The following is a 19,725-nucleotide window of genomic DNA, read 5'->3' as shown; positions in this document are numbered from 1 at the left end:
CGGGACATCTCGATATGAGCCGCGCCCTCTTCATCCGTGGAGCTCTTGACGCGTATGTTGCGCCCTTCAACCTTCGCGAGGGTAGCCCCGGAGAAGTGTTGATCGACGTCGCGTGCGTTGGTCTGTGCGGTTCGGATCTGCACTACTATAAGGACGGTGGCATAGGATCGGCGGTGATCAAGGAGCCTTTCGTTCCTGGCCATGAGTTTGGCGGTTATCTCTGTGAGGACTTCGACGATCTGGGACTGCGCAAGGGAGCACTCGTTGCGGTTGATCCAAACAAGGCTTGCGGTGATTGCGAGTTTTGCGACAAAGGATTTGCCAATCTTTGCCCCAATGTGAAATTCATCGGCGCGCCACCCTTCAATGGTGCCATGACCGAGCGTATCTGGGTTCCGGCGTCACAGGTCATTGCCTTGCCGCAGGACATTACGCCGCTTCAGGCAGTCATGTTGGAGCCTCTCGGCGTTGCAATCCACGCCGTTGATCTTGCCAAACCGAGACTTCTGGAGCGAGTGGCTCTTATCGGTTGCGGGCCCATTGGCCTTCTCATTCTCCAGGTCCTGAAGGTTGCCGGAGCTGGAGAGATACTTGCTGTTGATCCGCTTCAGCACCGACGCGACATGGCTTACAAGCTTGGTGCGGCACACGTGGGCACATCAGTGGATGACATTCGAGAATGGACAGCGCGCGAAGGCGCGCCGTTGGTCATCGAAGCGACAAACTCGCCCCTTGGATTTCGCGATGCTGTCCTTGCGGCAAAAATTGGTGGTCGCATCGTGCTTGTCGGGATTCCTGACGGGGACACCTATACATTGCCCGCCGCCGAAGCGCGTCGCCGCGGACTGAAGATCAAATTCGCACGCCGGATGGGAGAGGTCTATCCCCGTGCCATCGAACTCGTCGCTGGAGGAAAAGTCGATGTCACGTCGCTCGTGACCCATCAAGTCGGCTTGGACGAGGCACCCGAAACGTTCCGCAACCACGCGGACAATGCGCCGGGTTACATCAAGAGTCTGATCTATCCGAAAGGCTTTTCTAAACTGGGAGGATAACGTGAGAAAGCTTTTATATGCATCACTAAGTGCTATGGCCTTGCTGGCAGGCGTGGTTTCGTTGCCATCAATTTCACTTGCTGCTGACTGGCTTGAGACTGCAGCACAACCTTTCAAGGGCAAGGAAATAAATGTGATCTTCCTGGACCGTCCGGGGTATCGGGCGATTATCAAGCTTTTGCCCGAGTTTGAGAAAAAAACCGGGATCAAGGTCAACTACGAAATCGTGCCATACGAGAATACGCGCGAAAAGCAGGTGCTCAATTTTACATCGAATGGCGATCTGACCATTGCACTTGTCGATCTCGTCTGGATCGGTGAGTTTGCCGAGAACAACTGGATTGCGCCGATCGACGAGTTCACCGCCGACAAATCCATCACCGATCCCAATCTCAAGCTCGAGGGCTTTTTCCCTCTGTTGCTCGACGCCTTCGGTTCATGGGGCGGCAAAACCTACGGCCTTCCCTTCGACAATTATTCGGGGTTGCTGTTCTACAATTCTTGCCAGCTCAAAGAGGCCGGATTCGACAAGCCGCCAGCGACCTGGGATGAGCTCATGAAAGATTACGCCCCGAAGCTGACCGACAAGGCGAAGAACCGCTATGCCTTTGCCTTGCAGTCCCTGCGCGGCGAAACCCAGTCGGCCGACAGCTTCATGCGGGTGCTCTGGCCATTTGGCGGGTCGCTCCTGACCAAGGACTTCAAGTCCAATCTCCTCAGCCCCGAAAGCCAGAAGGGTCTGACGTTCCGCCAGGACCTCATGCAGTACATGCCGCCCGGGATCGTAAGCTTCGATCATGCTGAAGCCGTCAACGCACTGGCTCAAGGTCAGGTCTCCATGATCACCGAGTGGTCGGCGTTTTACGGAACGCTTACCGATCCTGCTACATCCAAACTTGGTGATTGCCTCGGCGTCGCGCCAGAGCCCTCGGGGCCTGCTGGCCGGTTGCCAGCGCTCGGCGGGTTTTCCCTTGCTGTCGCCCAGCAGGCACCGGACGATCTGAAAAAGGCATCCTGGCTGTTTATCCAATGGGCAACATCTGAAGAAATTGCCCGCCAGTATGTCGAAGCAGGCGGTGTTTCGGGGCGAACCTCCATCTATGAGCAGCCCGATATAAAGGCGAAATACAAGTTCGTAGACCCTATGGTTGCGTCGTGGCAAAAGGGCGTGCCGGAATTCCGGCCCCGCTTCCCTGCATGGCCAGCAATTTCTGAAGTCGTCGCCGAATTCGGATCCAAGATGATGCTGGGTGAAGTGTCGACAGAGGCGGGCGCCAAGGAAATCGGCACGCGGATGGAAACCATCCTCGGCAAGGAAGGCTACTATGACGGCAAGAAGGAATTGCTGCAGTAAAGCCTAGGCGCAGCTGCGGCGTTTGCACCGGGCGGGAACAATTTGCTTTTGCCCGGTGCGCCAGAAAACCTCAAATGCGGGAGGTCATGTTGCCAAGCCAATACCATCAGGCGCTTGAAGAAATGTCGGCTGTCTTCGATCGCATTGACGATCGGGGCGTCGATGCGGCTGTTGACGTCATCGCAAAAGCTGAACGGGTTGCACTATACGGGGTCGGACGCGAAGGGCTGCAAGTCAAAGGCTTCGCCATGCGACTGTTTCATTTGGGCATTCGGGCTTCGGTTGTCGGCGATATGACAACACCTCCCATCGGTAAGGGAGATCTGTTGATCGTTTCAGCTGGGCCGGGCGGGTTTTCCACCGTGCTAGGGTTGATGGGCGTAGCAAAGTCGGCCGGCGCGCAAACGCTGGTCGTAACCGCCCAGCCAAAGGGCGAGGCACCCGAGCGCGCCGACCACGTTTTAACGGTTCCAGCACAGACAATGGCTGATGACCGGGGTGCAACAAGCTCAGTGCTACCGATGGGCTCGCTGTTCGAAGGGGTTCAATTCATCCTGTTCGAGGTGATGGTGCTAAAAATAGGGCAGCGGCTTGGAGTTTCAACGGAGGCAATGCGTGCCAATCATACCAACCTGGAGTAAACGCAACAGCGTGTTAAACGAAGGCAGGGAGAAAACTTCGTGGGGCAAATACGATCCAGACTGAATCCGGGCTATGGCCGCTGGACGCCGTTCTGGTTTCTGGCACCGGCCGTGTTTACCCTGCTCGTGATCGGCATCTATCCGACCATCGCTGCGCTCATCACTTCATTTCGTCGCTACAACATCACGCGCCCGCGTGACGGGTTCCCCTTCGTTGGCTTCGATAATTACCTGAACGTTCTATCTGACCAGACCTTCTGGCAATCATTGGGACTGACGGTGCGGTTCTTCCTGACGGTGCTGCCGTTTCAACTTGCAATTGGGATCTGCATCGCCTTGCTGCTCCACCAGCCGGGCTTGAGCATGCTGCGCGCCGTTGCCCGCGTATCGCTCGTCGTTCCTCTCGCCACGACCTATGCGGTCGTCGGATTGATCGGCCGACTGGTTTTCAACCGCGACTTTGGCGTGGCCAACCAGTTTCTCGACATGATAGGAATTGGCGGGCTTGACTGGCTCGGGTCGACGACCGGAGCGTTTATAGCAATCGCCGTCATGGATATATGGCAGTGGACCCCGTTCTGCGCACTCATATTTCTAGCCGGACTGTCCATGGTGCCGGTCGAGATCGAGGAAGCAGCCAGACTGGAGACAAGCTCCAAATGGGCGCAATTGCGGCATGTGCAACTGCCTTACCTGTTGCCCGGCCTCACAGCGATGCTGATCCTGCGCTCGGCAGACATTCTTAAGCTTTTCGACATGGTCTTCGTGATGACCCGGGGCGGGCCAGGTGCTGCGACCGATCTCGTGTCGGTCTACATTCAGCGTGTCGGCTTCCGTATCTTCGATATGGGAACGGCTTCGGCCCAGGCTATCTTATTGCTTATCGTTACCATTTTACTTAGCCGGCTCTACATCAGGCTTATCTACAAGGAGATCGAATGATGTCGAATCCGCTTCGCCGCCTGATGCATGCGCTGGGGCTGATCATTGTCCTCAGCTTCACCCTGTTTCCGTTCTACTGGATGGTATCCTCGAGCTTCAAGGACCAGACAGATTTGCTGGCTTCCCCGCCGGTCTGGCTATTTACCCCAACGTTCACCAATTACGCTGATATTTTCTCGGATGAAAAGGTGTTTGGCGCCATCATGAACTCCCTGATCATCGCCACATGCACGACGGCGCTGTCAGTCCTTCTTGGTGCACCGGCGGCCTATGCACTTGCGCGCTATGATTTTAGAGGCAAGTCCGATCTGTGGTTCTGGTTCATTTCAAATCGCATGATCAGTCCGATTGTTCTTGCCCTGCCGGTCTATTTGTTGGCCCTGCAGCTGGGCCTCCTTGATACGCACGTCGTCCTGATCCTGATTTATCTGACATTCAACCTGCCCATCGTCGTATGGATCTGTACCGATCAATTCCGATCGATCCCGATCGAGCTGGAGCAGGCTGCCCGCCTTGACGGCGCAGACCAGTTCACGATCTTCCGCAAGATATACATTCCGCTTGGCCTGCCCGGGATCGCGGTATCGGCGATTTTCAGCTTTATATTCTCATGGAACGAACTGCTTTACGCGCTTGTTTTAACACGGCGCACTGTCCAAACAGCGCCGGTGATGGCGACAAGTTTCATGTCCGGTTATGAGCTGCCCTGGGGCAAGATCATGGCGACGGGTACCGTCATCGTTTTGCCCGTAACAATATTTGCCCTTTTGGTCTCAAAACACATGGTCCGCGGTCTCACCATGGGGGCGACCAAGTGATTGGTTCAAAGACATCTGCTATCCCGCTTGGACTTAATCTCTCCTTTTGTGTCAAGCGATGGGTGACCCCCGAACTATGGGCCCCGCTCGTGCACGAGAGGCTGGGCATCGATCTGGTCCAGATGTCGTTTGACCTTGTCGATCCAATGTGGCCCGACGACGTTCTCGACGATTGTGCCAAGGAAGTTCGTCAGACCGCCGATCGATATGCAATCACGATCCACAGTGCCTTCATTGGACTGGCGCACTACACATTCAATCAGTTGCTTCATCCAAACCCAAGGGTTCGCGATGTGGCAGAGGCCTGGATGCGCCGCGCCTATCGGTTCGCGGCTCTTGCCGGGATCAAACGCGTCGGTGGTCCTGTCGGCGCGATTGCATCACGACTTGATGGTGTGGAGGCAGAGAGCATTCCAGCAGCCGATTATGATGATCTTATTGTGCGGCTCGGCAGGCTTTCGCTGGCGGCAAAGGAAGCCGGGATCATCGAACTTTATATCGAGCCAACGCCCTTGCGACGCGAATGGCCGTGGACCATCGCGCAGGCTGACCGCATGGCGAGGGACCTTGGCAATACACCAATTCCCTGGAAATACTGTGTCGACTGGGGACATGGCACGTTTGAGCCGCTTTACGGACGTTACCGAGCAAGCATGGCCGAATGGTTTGTTGGTCTCGCGCCCCACATCGGCATGGTCCACCTGCAGCAGACCGACTTTCAGTACGACAGGCACTGGGATTTCAGCGAGCCGGGGGCGGTCAACCCCAACGACGCCGCGCGGCTGCAGCGTGAGTGCGGACTTGCCAGCCGACCGGTGTTCCTTGAAGTGTTCTATCCGTTCGAGCGCGACGATGCATCGATTCTGAAGGCGCTCGCCCATACGATATCCCTCCTCAAACCGGCTTTTGCCTGAGATTGAATTGATTGACCCCTCTGCCTATGATGCCAATACAATCTTCCAGGTCGATACGAACCAGGTCAGGGCCCGCGTCGCGTGGTATTATTACGTTGGAGGACTTACCCAGCAGGAGATTGCCGACAAGCTCTCCATCACGCGGCTGCGTGTGAACAAGATCGTCGTGCAAGCGCGAAGCGATGGATTGGTCAGCGTCGATATACGCATGCCGCTCACCCAGTGCGTGGCGCTGGAAGAACGGTTGAAGGAGCGCTTCGGGCTCGTCGACTGTTCTGTGGTGCCGTCGGTTTCACAGTCAGAAGATCTCCACCGGGTTCTTGGGCGCGCGACAGCCGCAATGCTCGACCCCCTCCTTGTTGACGGCAAGGGGTTTGGTATCGGTTGGGGCCAGACCCTATCGGCAGCGAGGCGGCATTTGACGCCTCGACGCTTAAGCAACGCATGGGTCGCGGCTCTTATGGGTGGTCTTACGCGCGGTTCAGGAACGAATACGTTTGAGGTTTCCACTGAGTTTGCAAGGATTCTTGGAGCCGAATGCTATTATGTCGCCGCGCCGATCTATTGTCCCTCAAGCGAAAGCAGAACGACGCTGCTCACACATTACGGCCTTGCCGAAGTCATGGAGCGCGGCCGCAACACTTCGGTTGCGCTCATCGCGTGCGGCGACCTTTCGGATCATTCTCTCCTCGCCAAGACACAGATCGTCACCGAAAATTTGCCGACCCTGAAAGCGGCGGGAGCGGTCGGCGATATTCTGGGCGTGTTCCTCGACAAAAACGGCGTTCCTGTCGATCATCCTTTAAACGAGCGGGTGATGGCCATGCGCCCGGCGGACCTTAAGCTCATTCCGTCATCCATCCTGGCGTCAGGGGCAATGCACAAGGCGCCCATTATCAGGGCGGTATTGCAGGCCGGCTACGTTAACCGGCTTGTAACGGACGAAGATGTTGCGGAAACGATCCTGAAGGCGAGTGCATGAAGGCAATAGAAGAACAGGTGAGGTTGCGATGAGGCATCTCCTGGCAATTGATGTCGGCACCTTGTCAGCGCGCGCAGGTATCTTCGATAGTGAAGGAGCCCTTGAGGCAACGGCGTCTGCGACATTCGCGTTGATGAAACCTTTAGAGCACCATGCGATCTACCGCATGGATGATATCTGGTCTGCAGTCTGTTCAGCGGTCAATCAGTGCCTGGCACAGCTGCCAGATGCCGCATCCACAATTGCAGGAATGGCGTTTGACGCCACGTCGTCGATTTATATTGATGCCGAAGGCGAACCCCCACTCGATGGCGGCGGCGACGTCATCTGCTGGATGGACCATCGTGGGCAATTCGAGGCATTGGAGGTTGATGCGACCGGTCACAGGTTCCTCAACCATGTCGGCGGATCGCTCTCCCCGGAAACCAATCTGCCAAAATTGCTCTGGCTGAAGCGTAAACGTCCCGACGTCTGGGCGAGGATCAAAAGCGCTCGCGATCTTTGCGACGAGCTGGCGAGGCGGGCAACGGGCACGGATCGCCATTCCGTGTGCGGCCTTGCTTGCAAATGGCCCTACCTGCCCAATGAAAAGTCCCCCTGGTGCGTGGACCTTCTTGATCAGCTTGGCATCAGTGAGCTCACGACACTAGGAAAACTGGCTGATAAGCCGGGAAGGGTAGGCGAAATCCACGGCCGCGTATCCGAAAAAGCGGCCCTTAAACTTGGCATTCCGGCCGGTGTGCCGGTGGCAATCGGCCTGATTGATGCGGAGGCCGGGGCGCTTGGCGTTTTAGGACGCAACTACGTTGACCGAATGAACAAACTGCTTCCCATGATCGGCGGTACTTCGACCTGCTACATGCCCTTTGCCAAGGAGGAACGCTTCGTGCCGGGGGTCTGGGGTCCGTTCAAGGACGCCGTCTTTGCGGGCTACTGGATGCACGAGGCAGGTCAAAGTCTTTCCGGAACCGCCCTTGATGCCGTTCTGGAACATCATCCGGCCAGTCCCGGCGCGCCCAGCAGCGCACTCCACCACCAAACGGCGACCCGCATTCTCGAACTTCTGGACGAGGAGGGCTCGAGGTTTGCTGCGACCCGCCACATCGTTCCGGACTGGCTTGGCAACCGGGCGCCCTTAGGCGACGGGCGCGTGCGCGCCCTGTTGACCGGCGTCGGGACAGAAACCAGCGAGCGCGCGTTCCTTGAAACCTATTACGCCACAGCGCGAGCCCTCGCGCTTCAAGCGCGTCACATCATTGATCATCTCAATGCCCATGGCAGCTACGCGATCGACAGCGTCGCACTGGCAGGCGGGCATGTGCACAATCCGCTTCTCGTAAGACTGTACCGCGATGGGCTCGGTGCGAAGTTGATCGTGAGTGACGCCAAGGAACCGGTGTTATTGGGAACAGCAATGGTTGCTGGCGTTTCAGCAGGCATCTATCCGGACCTGTTTGCCGCGCTTGATATCATGGCACCTCGACAGGAAATGCTGGAGCCCGATCAAAGCTGGCAATTGGTCCATGATGCCGCATACCGGATCTATCTGAATCTTTTCAACATCAGGAACGAGGTGGAGGTCGCCAGTCGGGCGCTTGAAGCCATTATGCCCAAAGAACAGAGCGGAGCCGTCTAGAATGCCATTTCTTCGTCTCGATAAAGTTGTCAAGCATTACGGTGAGCACTCGGCTGTACAGGGCGTCAGCTTCTCGGCCGAAAAGGGCGAGTTCGTCGTTTTTGTTGGCCCTTCCGGTTGTGGCAAGTCGACCCTTTTGCGCATGATCGCCGGCCTTGAAGAAATCAGCGATGGCGATGTTCTGATCGACGAGAAGGTTGTCACACATGTGGAACCGGCCAAGCGCGAGGTCGCGATGGTGTTCCAGTCCTACGCCCTTTATCCCCATATGAACGTGTTCGAGAATCTTGCTTTCGGTCTGAGGATGGTCAAGACCAGCGAGGATGATATCAAGCGACGGGTGTCGGACGCGGCGCGCATATTGCAGATCGAACCATTGCTGCAGCGCAAGCCGCGGCAGCTTTCCGGTGGCCAGCGCCAGCGCGTCGCGATCGGCCGCGCCATTGTCCGAAACCCCAAGCTGTTTCTGTTCGATGAACCTTTGTCGAACCTCGACGCCGAATTGCGCACCCAGATGCGCGTCGAGATCGCCAAGCTTCACCGGGCCCTCGGCGTGACAATGGTCTATGTAACCCATGATCAAATCGAGGCCATGACGCTGGCTGACCGCATCGTTGTGCTGCGCGCGGGGCTTGTCGAGCAAGTGGGAACACCAACCGAACTCTATGACAACCCGGCCAACACATTCGTTGCCGGATTTATCGGCTCGCCAAAAATGAACTTTCTTCCGGCGTCGGTTACCGGTGCGACAGACCGGCAAATCACCGTATCGAGCCCGGCATTTACCGGGGGCCGCTTAAGCGTTGCCACAAAACGTCCGCACCAGGTGCGGGTAGGGGACAACGTGACCGTTGGAATGAGGCCGGAACACCTTGAACTACAGGCCCACGATCCCGTCTTAACATTAAAGGCTGACTTTGCAGAATATCTCGGCGGGGCAAGCCAGATCTATGCTCAGCCTGACGCAGGGGCAGTCATGACCATTGTTGTTGCCGGGCGCCCGCCCATTAGCAAGAACGAAATGCTGCCCATCGGAATAGCGCCAGATCATATCTATCTTTTCGACAAGCAGGGCCTTGGAATTTGACCACTTATCTCGGGATTGATGTTGGCACGTCTTCTGTCAAGGCCGTGCTTATCGATGGCAACCAGAATGTGATTGCTGAGGCATCATCACCGGTTGAAGTCTTGCGCCCACGGCCGATGTGGTCGGAACAGAATCCTGAAGGATGGTGGATCGCCGCGCAGGAAGCGGTTGCGCATGTGCGCGAAGTCGCACCACAGGATTTCCTGGAGCTTGAAGCCATCGGCCTATCGGGCCAGCAGCACAGTGCAACCCTGCTCGACCGGCACGGCTGCGTCTTGCGCCCGGCGATCCTTTGGAACGACGGGCGTTGTGGCAGGGAATGCGCCGAACTCCTCGAACGTGTCCCGGATTTCCTGACGCGCGCCTTCAACACCACCATGCCCGGATTCACGGCTCCAAAGCTGCTTTGGGTGGCGCGACACGAGCCGGAGATATTTAAAGAAACAGCCAAAGTCCTGTTGCCGAAAGATTATCTTCGTTTCCGGCTTTCGGGTGCCTTCGTATCGGATATGTCGGACTCGGCCGGAACGCTTTGGCTCAATATCGCCCGGCGAACCTGGGACGAGGTATTGCTCGAGGGCGGCGGCATGACCCTGTCGCAAATGCCTGATCTGGTTGAAGGATCCGAGATATCGACATATCTTTCGCGCGATGTCGCATCGATGTGGGGGCTCGGTGACAGGAGGGTGCCGATCGCCGGCGGTGGCGGGGACAATGCATCTTCGGCCGTGGGCATCGGCGCGGTGGGAATGGGCGACGGCTTCCTGTCGCTGGGCACCTCCGGTGTATTGTTTGTATCGACCGATCGCCTCGTATCGCTTCCAGAGCGGACGCTGCACGGATTTTGTCACGCGCTGCCGCAACGTTGGCATGGCATGGTGGTAGCGCTCTCGGCGGCATCCGCACTAAGCTGGCTCGGCGCGCTTCTTGGGCAAGGTCATGATATTGCCGGCTTGATCAGGGGCGCCGAGACGTTCGCCGCAGATCCGGAACGGCGCAGGTCGGCACCCATTTTCCTGCCTTATCTTACGGGTGAGCGCACGCCGCACAATGACCCCAATGCAACTGCGCGATTTGACGGCCTGCGCGCCGAACATGACAGCGCCGCGCTCGCCTACGCTGTGCTGGAAGGCGTGGCCTTTGCTCTGGCCGACGGACTGGACGTGTTGAAAGCAGCCGACGCAGCTCCTTCGTCCTGCATGCTCGTCGGTGGTGGGTCGCGCAGTGCTTTCTGGAATGGCCTGCTGGCGGACGTGCTCGCAATTTCCCTCGATTTACCGGAAGGGGCGGAGATTGGCGCTGCCTTTGGGGCGGCCCGTCTTGGCATGGTGGCGGCAGGGGCAGGGACGATCGATGATGTCTGCAAGAAGCCAGCTATTCGCGCGCGCTTCAATCCCGATCCCGAAAAGCTCCCCCTGTTGGCAATACGACGCAATCACTATTTGAAGATGTATCCATCCTGACAAGTGATTTGACGAGGCCGCACTGTAGCGGCAATCGAAGCGGTGCCTCGGGTCCTCTCCTCGCTTGCCTCTCATCGCAACATCGCGATTTCATCCAGGGCCAGCTGGCCGGCAGGGGTAAGCCCCGAAGCGTTCATAGAGTTGGCGTGCTTTACCCATTTTCGGTCGCCTCACACTCGTCAACCAAAGGCGCACCGGGACGGTAAAGCAGGATCGGGCGGATTTCATAAACGGCTGTCGGATTGGCGCGGCGCAGGTCGCGCGCGATTGTCACGGCGTCATCAAGGGTCAGGCAATCCACGACATAGAACCCGAGCAACTGCTCTTTGGTCTCGGCAAAGGGGCCATCGGTGACGATGCCCGCGCCTTGCCCGCGCAAGGTGACGGCGCGCCGCGTCGGACCAAGCCGTGCTGCGGGTCCAAGATGTTTTTCCCTAACGAGGCGATCATTGACTTCGAGGAGTTCGGCCATCAGCGCCGCGTCCTCCTCTTTCGACCATGATTCGACAATGTCTTCCTCGTGATAGGCCAAGATGGCGTAGAACATCAATTTTGCCCCTTCGTATCGGTTGATTGTCACTTGAAGCATCGAAACAGATTTCAGTCCTGTTTCGGGCGCATGGCCAAATTAACCAGCCAGGCGATCAAGGAAAGCAAACCCGCGCCGAGGACAGCGCCGCCAAGAAGATCAACCAGATATCCGCTCGCAGGTACGCTCCTTTCCCTCCCCATATAGAGTATCCATATTGCCATGAGCAAGCAGCCAAAGACGGCCCCCCAGATGGCAGTTCTCGTTATATCGAGTTTCCTCATCAAGATTCTCCTGGCAAGCTTGCGTTCGGTTCGGGGGACCTTTGCGCTTAAGAGGTCAATCGAACCAGGCGTGCCAAATATGCGGTACGCCGAAATAAATGATGGCCGCGGCAATGAAAACCAGACCAAAGATGAACCAGGCTTTGACGTCGTTCTTCATGCGCATCCCCAAATGTTCATATTCTCACATGGGCCGTAAAGACAGAGCGATGGCGGGCCGAAACGCACACCCGCCCCAAGCTTTGCATGAAACAATCAGACCGGCAGTATTTGCTTGAACAGTTGTTTTTGCATTCCCGTCCCTCCAGGCAGATCGTCACGCGGCGCCAGCTTGGCAAAGCAACATGTAGCACGGATAATTGCGAATGTTTAGCAAAGTGACATCGCCGGCATGACTGTTCGACCACTCTTGATCAACAGAATCAAACAGTTAATGTTGCATGCTGGAAGGCCGAAGTCGTTATTCACTGCGTCCCAATTCTTGGCCACAGGTCCAAATATGCTGTGGCAGATGCGCCGGATCCAGCGCCACCGATCTCGTCGCATGATCCCGTCACCTTCGCCGCACCGGAGATCGCCAGCCTGTAATCTCCATCATCCCCCCGACAACACCCTCCCTCCCAACGCCCGCATTGTGACGACATTGCATGTGAACCGTGTTATCGTTTCACCCCGATATAAACGGGGGAAATCATGTGACGCTCACTGTCCATTGGCGCCTTTTACCTAGCGCTCAAATTGGGCGCGCAGGTTTTCGCGCAGATCCAACTCGATCACCCCACGGCGCAAAAGTTGACCGATCTCGGGATCGACATGTCGGCGGTCGTGCAGGGGGACGACGTGGGCTACATCAACCAGATTTTCGCCCCCGAAGCCGACGCGGAGATCATGAGGCGTCTCGAAGTGGGCTAGGCTCTGCCGCCGCTAATCAGAGATGGAGGGCATGACGGGGTTCGAACATAGCGCGTTAACCCGGTTGGGCCAGTTCTTCGGCCCGGCGGCCGCCGCGCATCCTGGCCTCTCCGGCTTCAGTCTCTTGAGCCAGGCGCGCGAGGCCTTCATCACCCGTTTGGCGCTGGCCGACCTGGCCGAGCGATGTCTCGACATGCAGTACTATGTCTGGGACGGGGATACGACCGGCCGGATCATCGTCGACCGCGTGATGAGGGCGGCCGACCGCGGAGTCAGGGTGCGACTCCTCGTCGACGATCCCTATTACAAGGCCAGCGATCAGGTCAAAGCTGCCCTCGACGCCCATCCCAACGTCGAGATCCGTCTGTTCAACCCGACCAGGAACCGGAAGTGGTCCAGGCTAGACTTCCTTGTCGACTTCCGCCGGGTCAATCGGCGCATGCATAACAAGCTGATGGTGGCCGACAACTCGGCGGCCATCGTTGGCGGCCGCAATATCGGCGACGACTACTATGGCGTGAACACAACCGCCAATTTTCGCGATCTGGATGTGCTGGCGGTTGGGCCTGTTGTGGGCGATCTGTCGGGGGTGTTCGACCGATACTGGAACAGCGCCTCGACCGTGCCGATCGCAACCATCGTCGCGCGCGCCTACGGCGCCGCCGATCTCGATGCCATCCTGACCCGCTTGCGCCAGGAGATCGCTGCCGCCGACTACCCATACCCGATCGACCAGGATCTCGGCGAGCTGGCGGCCCAGAACGCCGCGCTGCGCGACAGTCTCGTGTGGGCGCCAGGCCGTATCATCGCCGACGACCCGGAAGCAATCGCTCGCGGCAAGGCAGCCGACGACGTGGTCGCCTTCATTCGCGGACGGGTCGCCGAGCTGAAGGTGGAGCTGCTCGCCGAGGCGCCTTATTTCGTTTTGCCCGCCGGGGCGCAGGCAACCGTCAAGGCGCTGCACGAGCGCAATGTCCGGGTGCGCGTGCTGACTAACTCGCTCGCTTCGAATAACCAGCTCGCGGCGCATTCTTGCTATGCCAAGACCCGCAGGCGCCTGCTCGAGAACGGCATTGAGCTCTACGAGCTGCGCCCGGACACCGACGCCTTCCGGTCGGGCTGGTCGCTCCGTTCCGGGCGGTCGCGGGCGGCCTTGCACACCAAGGCCATGGTCTTCGACCGCAAGGCCGTGTTCATCGGCAGCTTCAACCTCGACCCGCGATCTGCCGTGATCAACACGGAAGCCGGCCTCTATATCGAGAGCCCGGAGCTTGCCGAGAGGCTGACGGCCAACATGGCGACCGGCGTCGCGCCCGCCAACAGCTACCGCGTCTTCCTTGATCCGAATGGCGCGATCATCTGGGAGACCGTGCGGGACGGCGAGATCGTCAGCTACCGGGACGAGCCCGAAACTGGGTTCCGCCGGCGGTTCGTTGCCGACCTCGTGAAACTCCTGCCGATCGACTCGCAAGTCTGACATCACTCGCTTTGGACCGACGCGCGGCCTGAGGTCTCGGCGTTGTCCGGGCCGTAGACGGCTCGACAACGCGAGCACGCGCAGAAGGGGATGACACCCATTCCTGGCGCAAGTGGTACGTTGAAGTAAGCCTGATCCGGTGTCTGCCGGTCAAGGTATGAATGTGGGCGGCGGGTGTTATAAAAACGGAGATACCGGCCGACCCCAGCTCGGGCCTCCGGTAGGCAGAAATTCCATTTATCCTTATATCCGTTGGAATGTGCAGATAGATGGCCCCGAAATCGTGGCCCATCAGTTTGAAGCTGAGTGTTGGGACATAGCAGCGCTCCCATTAGTTTGGCGGGAATACGCAACCTTAAGCGCCGGTTTGCCCTCATTGATGTCCGGCACCCCAAAATTGTCTGTAGTGGACAATTGTCAGCGAACGGCTACTTGTTATCGCTTGGTCTTCCAGAATACAGAGCGTACTATGGGGAATTGGAAAAGGCGTCCGATCCTTTTTCATGATTGCCCCAAATAAGCCTGTTGTATGCAGCCCTCGCGGCAGCGGGCCATTTGGAAAAACCAAATCTTTACGCCGAGCGTATAACGTTCGTCGCGTTAACCGCGACTGGATGCCCAGCCCGTCCTGAGTCCACAGCCATCGTGCGGGCTGGGCATTTCTTGCATCGTTAGTTTCGCTCTCAAAGGCCTTTTGGGAGGATAATTAAAATGCCTAAGTTGAAGTCTTTGTTCACCGCTTCGGTGATTGCGATATCTCTTGCAAGTTTGCCCGGAATATCGTGGGCGACAGACCAGTCGCAGCAACGCCAGCAAGCGCGCGACACCCGCCAGCAAGCGCGTCCTGATGCACGTCAAACCAAGCAGGATTGCCGCGCCGCCGATCAAAAAAGCAACGCAGGATGCCGTCAGGACAAGCGGGCGACCAAGCAGGACGCACGCAAGACGGGCCGAGACATCAAATATTGAGTCGTGAGCGCTAATCAGCACGGGTGAATTGTCATCTAGCTTAACGATGGTGGACGCGTGTGCTTCTGCTGACGCCAAATTCATGCTTCTCGGTTCTTGATCATTTGGCGAACGCGCATTTCAATCGCAATAGCAAGGTCTTCGCGCCTCGCTAGGGCCAGGTTGTCGGCCACCGCCATGATTGCCCCTAGAACCTCATCCGTATGCCACCCTCGGTCGTGGGCACGGCCAACAAGTTCAATCAATTCGTCTTCGATGGCCGTCTGACACGCATCAAAGCGATCGGCGTGGTGTCTTGGTATGTCGGGTCTGCTTATCGTCATTTTTTGAGCCCCCCATGCGCAAAACAGAGGCTCGTCCCGCGCGGTGCCCGAGTCAAGCATTAGGAACTGATTATCTGGAAGCGGCCGGGGATGCCTTAATTTTGATTTTATGCTGAAGGCGGTCACGCTGATAGCTTCTGCGTTCTCCAGGCGAGGGTCATGGTTCTTGCCAATTGTTTTCTGGAGGACAGTTCTCGCCAATCGTGCTATTCCACCAACCTTGCGAACTGCACCATGGCCGAAAGCGGTCACGATCATGGTTTCTTGCAGTTTTTGAAGCAATTATTAAAAAATACAATGACTTACCAGGTCGTGGGTGGGGGGCTTCCTTCGGAGGAAACCACCATGAAACGGTATGTTATGATTACACTCGCAGCTGCAGGTATGGCTTTGGCCTATCCGGCAATTTCAGCCGAAGTAGACATGTCAAAGCTCACCTGCAAGGAGGTCGGCGCTATGCCGGCCGCCAAAACCATTGGCGTTGCTATGTGGGTAAACGGCTATGTCCATGGTAAGGCCGGCAACCCGATGATAGATGGCGAAAAGGCGCAGGCCAACGCAGAAAAGATTGCCGAATATTGCAAGAGCAAACCCGATTCAACGCTCGCGGACGCTATCGAGGCAGTCGCCAAGTCATGATAACGGTGACGCCATCTACGGCGCTATGAAGGTCTCTGCTTGTTAGGGGTTTAAAACGGCGCGTCCCGCCAAATTGCCGCATAGGTCAGGGTAGGGGCGTCGCCGAAGGTCATGTCATTCATCAGAATGGACGGCTGCCGGCGCTTGCTCCGTGGCTTTCATCCGCCGTTGTTCCCTCTTACGGTTAGTCGCCGCAACTTTCTCGCGATTCTTGGCATACCACGCGTTCTGTTGCGCCCTGTACCGTTCCCGGTTTGCCTTGCGCCATTGTCGAGCGCGTTCGGCGGCCTTCGCTTTCAATTCGGATGAAGCCGGGTTCTTCTCGCGCCACTTGCGCATCTTCTCTGCATTATGAGCCTTGCGCTTGGTTTCCTTCTCTTCGGCGGTCTGAGTCATCAAATTTCAGCAATTCCTTCCAATTCGTTCTAAACGGCCGCTGCGCTGATCCTCGATAAGGACAGCATACTCCGGGTCGTTCTGCCTCATTGATCGAAGTTCGATCGAGCGGCCAGTGCCGACGACCGACCCAATCGCTAGGAATAGTAAGAGCACTCCAATAGCGATAGCGCCCCCGCCTACAAGAAGAACAAGTTCAAGCTGACTCATAAGCCTAATATATCCCAGGGAATACGTCCTAACTGCAGAACGCTTCCCCTAATCGCGCGAACGACAATTGTTGCACCCATCTCGTGCAATTTTTCAGGGTGATCGGAAATGTAGCGTATCACCACTTCTCGCAACTGCCCCTTGTTGACGCCGGGCTTATCCGCGAGGCAGTTATCCGGCATAATATCAACAATGCCGAGCACAAATCCGCTGCCGGCCCCGATATTAAAAGAGCCAGGCTCAGCTATGCATACTGCTTTTAGTTGGCGGCCTGTTTCAAACCGGGATGACTCTGCTTGTGCCGACGGTACGACAACCGTGGCAAGAGCCGCCACAAGCAACTTTTTCATCTAAGAACCCATTGGAAAATTTCGTACAGCAGCCATAACAAGCCCGCGATCAAAATAATTCCGAATATGACGGGCTTGATATCCCAGTCATCGTGCATTTGATTCTTCCCTGCGAAGAGCCAATCCGCCAGCGCCGGCGAGGCTCAATTTGCCTCTATTTCAACCGTGCGGGCTGGCTTTCCCTAGCAGTTCGAAAAATATTGCGCTTGGGTTTGGCTGCCAATTTTTTGTTCTGTGACGCCATCGGCACATCGCTAATCATGCAATGCGGTGCCGGATGACAGAAAATTAGCAGCGAACCTAGGGAAAGGCCCGATTGTGGGGAGCGTCTTCTTGCCCGATTATAGGATGTCCAATCGAGTACCATACCCGTCCCGATTGGTAAAACCCCTGATGCCGTCGTTGTGTTGAACCCCAGCGGCGGTTTTTTGCGCAAGTTTAATTCATGACGGGCAAACATCGGGACTCCTGGAACGTCAATTTCGATGTTGGGGATAAGTGCGTAAACGGTAAATTTCATGACTCGGCCCAGAAGGTGCGTTGGAAGCGAATGATGCCGCCGAGTGCGTCATCCTCGCCGAAGTCGCTCTCTGCCACTTCCTTCCGGTTGCCGCCAAACTTGGTGTAGTCGATCTGAGCAAGAAGCCGGGCACAAGCGCCGATATCGTTCGTAATGATGGGCCGCGTGTCTCGATGCTTGCCCCGACGCACTTGGTTTGGCTCATGCGCAAATCCCTTGTGCAAGTTGCAGTTAATTCGGGTTTGGCTAGCGGCGACTTTTCGCCAGTATCGCTGTCGGACTCCAACAAGGGATTGAGCCAGGTCATGAAGCGCAGCTGGTCCGGGGAAAAGCCGGGCTTATCATGGCTCAGATCGCCTGTCCTCGCCTTCATTTATTCCGCTCCGGCAAAAACGCTTTAACAACATTGCTCGTTTGCTGATCCACCGCCGGCACGCTCTTTCAAGACCATGTGGACCGCTGCCACGCTGACACAATATCGGTTGGCGGGATTTCGGGAAAGATTCCGGTTTCACCTTTGCGCGGTGTTCCCGCCGTTGCATGGAAAGGGCTCGCAAGAAGAACGGCAATTGGTCTGAGTGATTGGGCGTGAGGCTCAGCCGGGGTATCAGGCTTGGGTAGCCGAGCCTCACTTATCAGTGGGTTAGACCGACCATTTAAGTGTGGTCTTTTCCGTGGCGGAATCAATTCAGCGAAACGGTTAACTCTTGGCATATTTTAGGATTAGAAGGGCCTATCCATTCCCCCAGGAATGAGTTCGTCAGGTGCATCGATAGAGAGGGCGCTGACTACCTTACGCTTGACCGTGTCTATCGGGTTATCCGACGTCATAACGGCGAGGTGATAATTTACGCTGACCGCGCGACGTCAGGATTTCAGCCGACTGGCTTCGATGCGCCCGTGCTGAAGGAGGCCGAGGCCGTTGATGAAGACCACTATACAATGCTGAGCAATCGAATATGGTGACGTTGCATCCATCAACCGCGCTCTGACACACTTTGCGCGTCCACAGGCACAGAACAATTCAACCTGCACAAAGGGGAATCTTTATGCGAAACGTCCTGACACTGATCGCGGCTACGTCAATGGCACTTTCGTCTGCGATGGCAGCCCACGCACAAAGCCAAAATCCCCTTCCCAAGGCCAGCGATGTGCTTGTCCGATATGGGAAGGACATCGAGGGCTGGACTATTTATACAAATCAAACCCGTGGAGATTGCTTGATCGTTCGCGACTTTGGCCAAGGTTCGGTGCAAATGGGTGTTACAGCAAATCAGGAGGTCGGGTATCTCGGCGTGTTCACGAAGGCGGATATCGGCCTCAAGAACGGGAACAAGACGGACATCTTCGTCGCCCTCGACCGCAATCTGTATAAGGGTGTGGCCACCAGCACCAATGGCGAACTCAAGGGCGGACTTTCTGGCGGCTACATCTTGACCGATGACCCGAAGTTCAAGCGCGACGTGGCGAAGAAATATGAAATGACCGTGTCTCCAGAAACCAAGGGGACCTTTGTTGTCGATCTGAAGGGCACTTTCAAGGCAATGGCAGCGGGAAAAAAGTGCCTCAAGCATTGACCGCGCGCTCTGGCCGCTCGTAAGTGAACGCTTTTGTGCGCTGACAGCGCGATTGGGCGGAACGTGCGACGGTCAACCTTATATTACCTCGCCTTCGCGGCGAGGTGGTCCCATTTTTCACACACCCCCGGCCTGCCGGAAACCACGGAGGGGTGGGCCGGACCGAGGCCCTCCCTCGCGGCTACCAGCGGCTGCCGAGTGGGGCAGCGCCTGCGGCAGGGTCGGGACGTTTGACTGGCTGAGCGATCTGTGGCTGTTTCGCTTCCGCCATCCTGATCACCCGCGCAACCGATGTCTTGTGCCACTCGCCGCCACGTGCATTTTGCTGAAGATGGTACGCTATAGCGACGCGTTAGCGGCACGGATGCGGGCGATTGAGCCAGCGGCGAGCTAGCCGTCTAAACTCATAGTCACCGATCGTTATTTTGCTGCCCATTTGCTTCGATAGCTTTAAATGGTCGCAAAAACCCTGAATTTGCGCACATGACGCGGAACGTTGAACGTGACGCCTTACCGTTACGATTGAACGAGGATTACTAAGGTCTCAGGCAACACTCCGTCATTTGCCATCGCATCCGCAGCTGGCTTGGTCTGCATAAAGGCCATCAAGCGATCCATGTCGGCAACGTCCATGACCAAGCCCACTC

The 19,725-nt window shown here is 56.9% G+C and carries 22 protein-coding genes and 1 pseudogene; 15 read left to right on the top strand and 8 right to left on the bottom strand.

Features of this window, described 5'->3' with window-relative positions; translation table 11 throughout:
- The first annotated feature begins 14 nt into the window (after positions 1-14).
- The 10 genes from AAAB35_RS23140 (at position 15) to xylB (ending at position 10,892) form a co-directional block, all read left to right on the top strand.
- Entirely contained in the window at positions 15-1,055 is a 1,041-nt protein-coding gene (locus tag AAAB35_RS23140) for an alcohol dehydrogenase catalytic domain-containing protein (protein WP_340670625.1), read from the top strand.
- A 1-nt stretch (position 1,056) separates the two neighbouring features.
- On the top strand, positions 1,057-2,409 hold the full coding sequence (locus tag AAAB35_RS23135) for a sugar ABC transporter substrate-binding protein (protein ID WP_340670624.1): 1,353 nt from the start codon (positions 1,057-1,059) through the stop codon (positions 2,407-2,409).
- Between the two features lie 74 nt (positions 2,410-2,483).
- A complete protein-coding gene (locus tag AAAB35_RS23130; protein ID WP_340670623.1) occupies positions 2,484-3,050 on the top strand; it encodes an SIS domain-containing protein in 567 nt (188 codons plus the stop codon).
- A 39-nt stretch (positions 3,051-3,089) separates the two neighbouring features.
- On the top strand, positions 3,090-3,992 hold the full coding sequence (locus AAAB35_RS23125; RefSeq protein WP_340670622.1) for a sugar ABC transporter permease: 903 nt from the start codon (positions 3,090-3,092) through the stop codon (positions 3,990-3,992).
- Complete coding sequence (locus AAAB35_RS23120) at positions 3,989-4,810, top strand: carbohydrate ABC transporter permease (protein ID WP_340670621.1); 822 nt, start codon at positions 3,989-3,991, stop codon at positions 4,808-4,810. Before AAAB35_RS23125 ends, AAAB35_RS23120 begins: the two co-directional genes overlap by 4 nt.
- On the top strand, positions 4,807-5,724 hold the full coding sequence (locus AAAB35_RS23115) for a TIM barrel protein (RefSeq protein WP_340670620.1): 918 nt from the start codon (positions 4,807-4,809) through the stop codon (positions 5,722-5,724). Before AAAB35_RS23120 ends, AAAB35_RS23115 begins: the two co-directional genes overlap by 4 nt.
- A gap of 7 nt (positions 5,725-5,731) precedes the next feature.
- Positions 5,732-6,706 carry a sugar-binding transcriptional regulator gene (locus tag AAAB35_RS23110; RefSeq protein WP_340670619.1) on the top strand — a complete coding sequence of 325 codons (975 nt, stop codon included), beginning with the start codon at positions 5,732-5,734 and terminating at the stop codon, positions 6,704-6,706.
- 28 nt (positions 6,707-6,734) lie between these two features.
- A complete protein-coding gene (locus AAAB35_RS23105) occupies positions 6,735-8,342 on the top strand; it encodes an FGGY-family carbohydrate kinase (RefSeq protein WP_340670618.1) in 1,608 nt (535 codons plus the stop codon).
- A 1-nt stretch (position 8,343) separates the two neighbouring features.
- Entirely contained in the window at positions 8,344-9,429 is a 1,086-nt protein-coding gene (ugpC, locus tag AAAB35_RS23100; protein WP_340670617.1) for a sn-glycerol-3-phosphate ABC transporter ATP-binding protein UgpC, read from the top strand.
- Entirely contained in the window at positions 9,426-10,892 is a 1,467-nt protein-coding gene (gene xylB / locus AAAB35_RS23095) for a xylulokinase (RefSeq protein ID WP_340670616.1), read from the top strand. Before ugpC ends, xylB begins: the two co-directional genes overlap by 4 nt.
- Positions 10,893-11,043: 151 nt before the next feature.
- Here xylB and AAAB35_RS23090 read toward each other — a convergent pair whose 3' ends face one another.
- Positions 11,044-11,439 carry a YciI family protein gene (locus AAAB35_RS23090; protein WP_340670615.1) on the bottom strand — a complete coding sequence of 132 codons (396 nt, stop codon included), beginning with the start codon at positions 11,437-11,439 and terminating at the stop codon, positions 11,044-11,046.
- Between the two features lie 53 nt (positions 11,440-11,492).
- Positions 11,493-11,705, bottom strand: a complete 213-nt coding sequence (locus AAAB35_RS23085; RefSeq protein ID WP_340670614.1) for a hypothetical protein — start codon at positions 11,703-11,705, stop codon at positions 11,493-11,495.
- A gap of 738 nt (positions 11,706-12,443) precedes the next feature.
- Here AAAB35_RS23085 and AAAB35_RS23080 point away from each other — a divergent pair.
- Together AAAB35_RS23080 and AAAB35_RS23075 are read left to right on the top strand one after the other, a co-directional pair.
- The gene (locus AAAB35_RS23080; RefSeq protein WP_340670613.1) at positions 12,444-12,617 is read left to right on the top strand and encodes a hypothetical protein; all 174 of its coding nucleotides are present in this window, start codon (positions 12,444-12,446) and stop codon (positions 12,615-12,617) included.
- Between the two features lie 31 nt (positions 12,618-12,648).
- Complete coding sequence (locus AAAB35_RS23075) at positions 12,649-14,094, top strand: phospholipase D family protein (protein WP_340670612.1); 1,446 nt, start codon at positions 12,649-12,651, stop codon at positions 14,092-14,094.
- Positions 14,095-14,213: 119 nt separating this feature from the next.
- Here AAAB35_RS23075 and AAAB35_RS23070 read toward each other — a convergent pair.
- Positions 14,214-14,426: pseudogene (locus AAAB35_RS23070) on the bottom strand (integrase core domain-containing protein); the annotation flags it as partial.
- Between the two features lie 379 nt (positions 14,427-14,805).
- Here AAAB35_RS23070 and AAAB35_RS23065 point away from each other — a divergent pair.
- The gene (locus AAAB35_RS23065) at positions 14,806-15,063 is read left to right on the top strand and encodes a hypothetical protein (protein ID WP_340670611.1); all 258 of its coding nucleotides are present in this window, start codon (positions 14,806-14,808) and stop codon (positions 15,061-15,063) included.
- A gap of 80 nt (positions 15,064-15,143) precedes the next feature.
- Here the strand turns inward: AAAB35_RS23065 and AAAB35_RS23060 are convergent, their stop codons facing one another.
- Positions 15,144-15,644 (bottom strand): hypothetical protein, encoded by a 501-nt coding sequence (locus AAAB35_RS23060; RefSeq protein ID WP_340670610.1) that lies wholly within the window; start codon positions 15,642-15,644, stop codon positions 15,144-15,146.
- On the opposite strand from AAAB35_RS23060, the gene AAAB35_RS23055 reads away from it, so the two are divergent.
- Complete coding sequence (locus tag AAAB35_RS23055; protein WP_340670609.1) at positions 15,621-16,025, top strand: HdeA/HdeB family chaperone; 405 nt, start codon at positions 15,621-15,623, stop codon at positions 16,023-16,025. The genes AAAB35_RS23060 and AAAB35_RS23055 overlap by 24 nt on opposite strands.
- A gap of 114 nt (positions 16,026-16,139) precedes the next feature.
- Here AAAB35_RS23055 and AAAB35_RS23050 read toward each other — a convergent pair whose 3' ends face one another.
- From AAAB35_RS23050 to AAAB35_RS23035, 4 genes are all read right to left on the bottom strand, one after another.
- Positions 16,140-16,421 (bottom strand): hypothetical protein, encoded by a 282-nt coding sequence (locus tag AAAB35_RS23050; protein WP_340670608.1) that lies wholly within the window; start codon positions 16,419-16,421, stop codon positions 16,140-16,142.
- Positions 16,422-16,627: 206 nt separating this feature from the next.
- Positions 16,628-16,981 (bottom strand): Rap1a/Tai family immunity protein, encoded by a 354-nt coding sequence (locus AAAB35_RS23045; RefSeq protein ID WP_340670607.1) that lies wholly within the window; start codon positions 16,979-16,981, stop codon positions 16,628-16,630.
- Between the two features lie 154 nt (positions 16,982-17,135).
- Entirely contained in the window at positions 17,136-17,501 is a 366-nt protein-coding gene (locus AAAB35_RS23040) for a hypothetical protein (protein WP_340670606.1), read from the bottom strand.
- The gene (locus tag AAAB35_RS23035; RefSeq protein WP_340670605.1) at positions 17,498-17,692 is read right to left on the bottom strand and encodes a hypothetical protein; all 195 of its coding nucleotides are present in this window, start codon (positions 17,690-17,692) and stop codon (positions 17,498-17,500) included. The genes AAAB35_RS23040 and AAAB35_RS23035 overlap by 4 nt, the downstream gene beginning before the upstream one ends.
- 1,065 nt (positions 17,693-18,757) lie before the next feature.
- Between AAAB35_RS23035 and AAAB35_RS23030 the strand changes: the two genes are divergently transcribed.
- Positions 18,758-19,078 carry a hypothetical protein gene (locus AAAB35_RS23030; RefSeq protein ID WP_340670604.1) on the top strand — a complete coding sequence of 107 codons (321 nt, stop codon included), beginning with the start codon at positions 18,758-18,760 and terminating at the stop codon, positions 19,076-19,078.
- The last annotated feature ends 647 nt before the right edge of the window (positions 19,079-19,725 follow it).

It is taken from the genome of Phyllobacterium sp., assembly GCF_037994425.1.
Classification (GTDB): Bacteria; Pseudomonadota; Alphaproteobacteria; order Rhizobiales; family Rhizobiaceae; genus Phyllobacterium.
The sequence above is the reverse complement of the archived record's forward strand: the minus strand, read 5'-3'. Positions and strand labels throughout refer to the sequence as shown.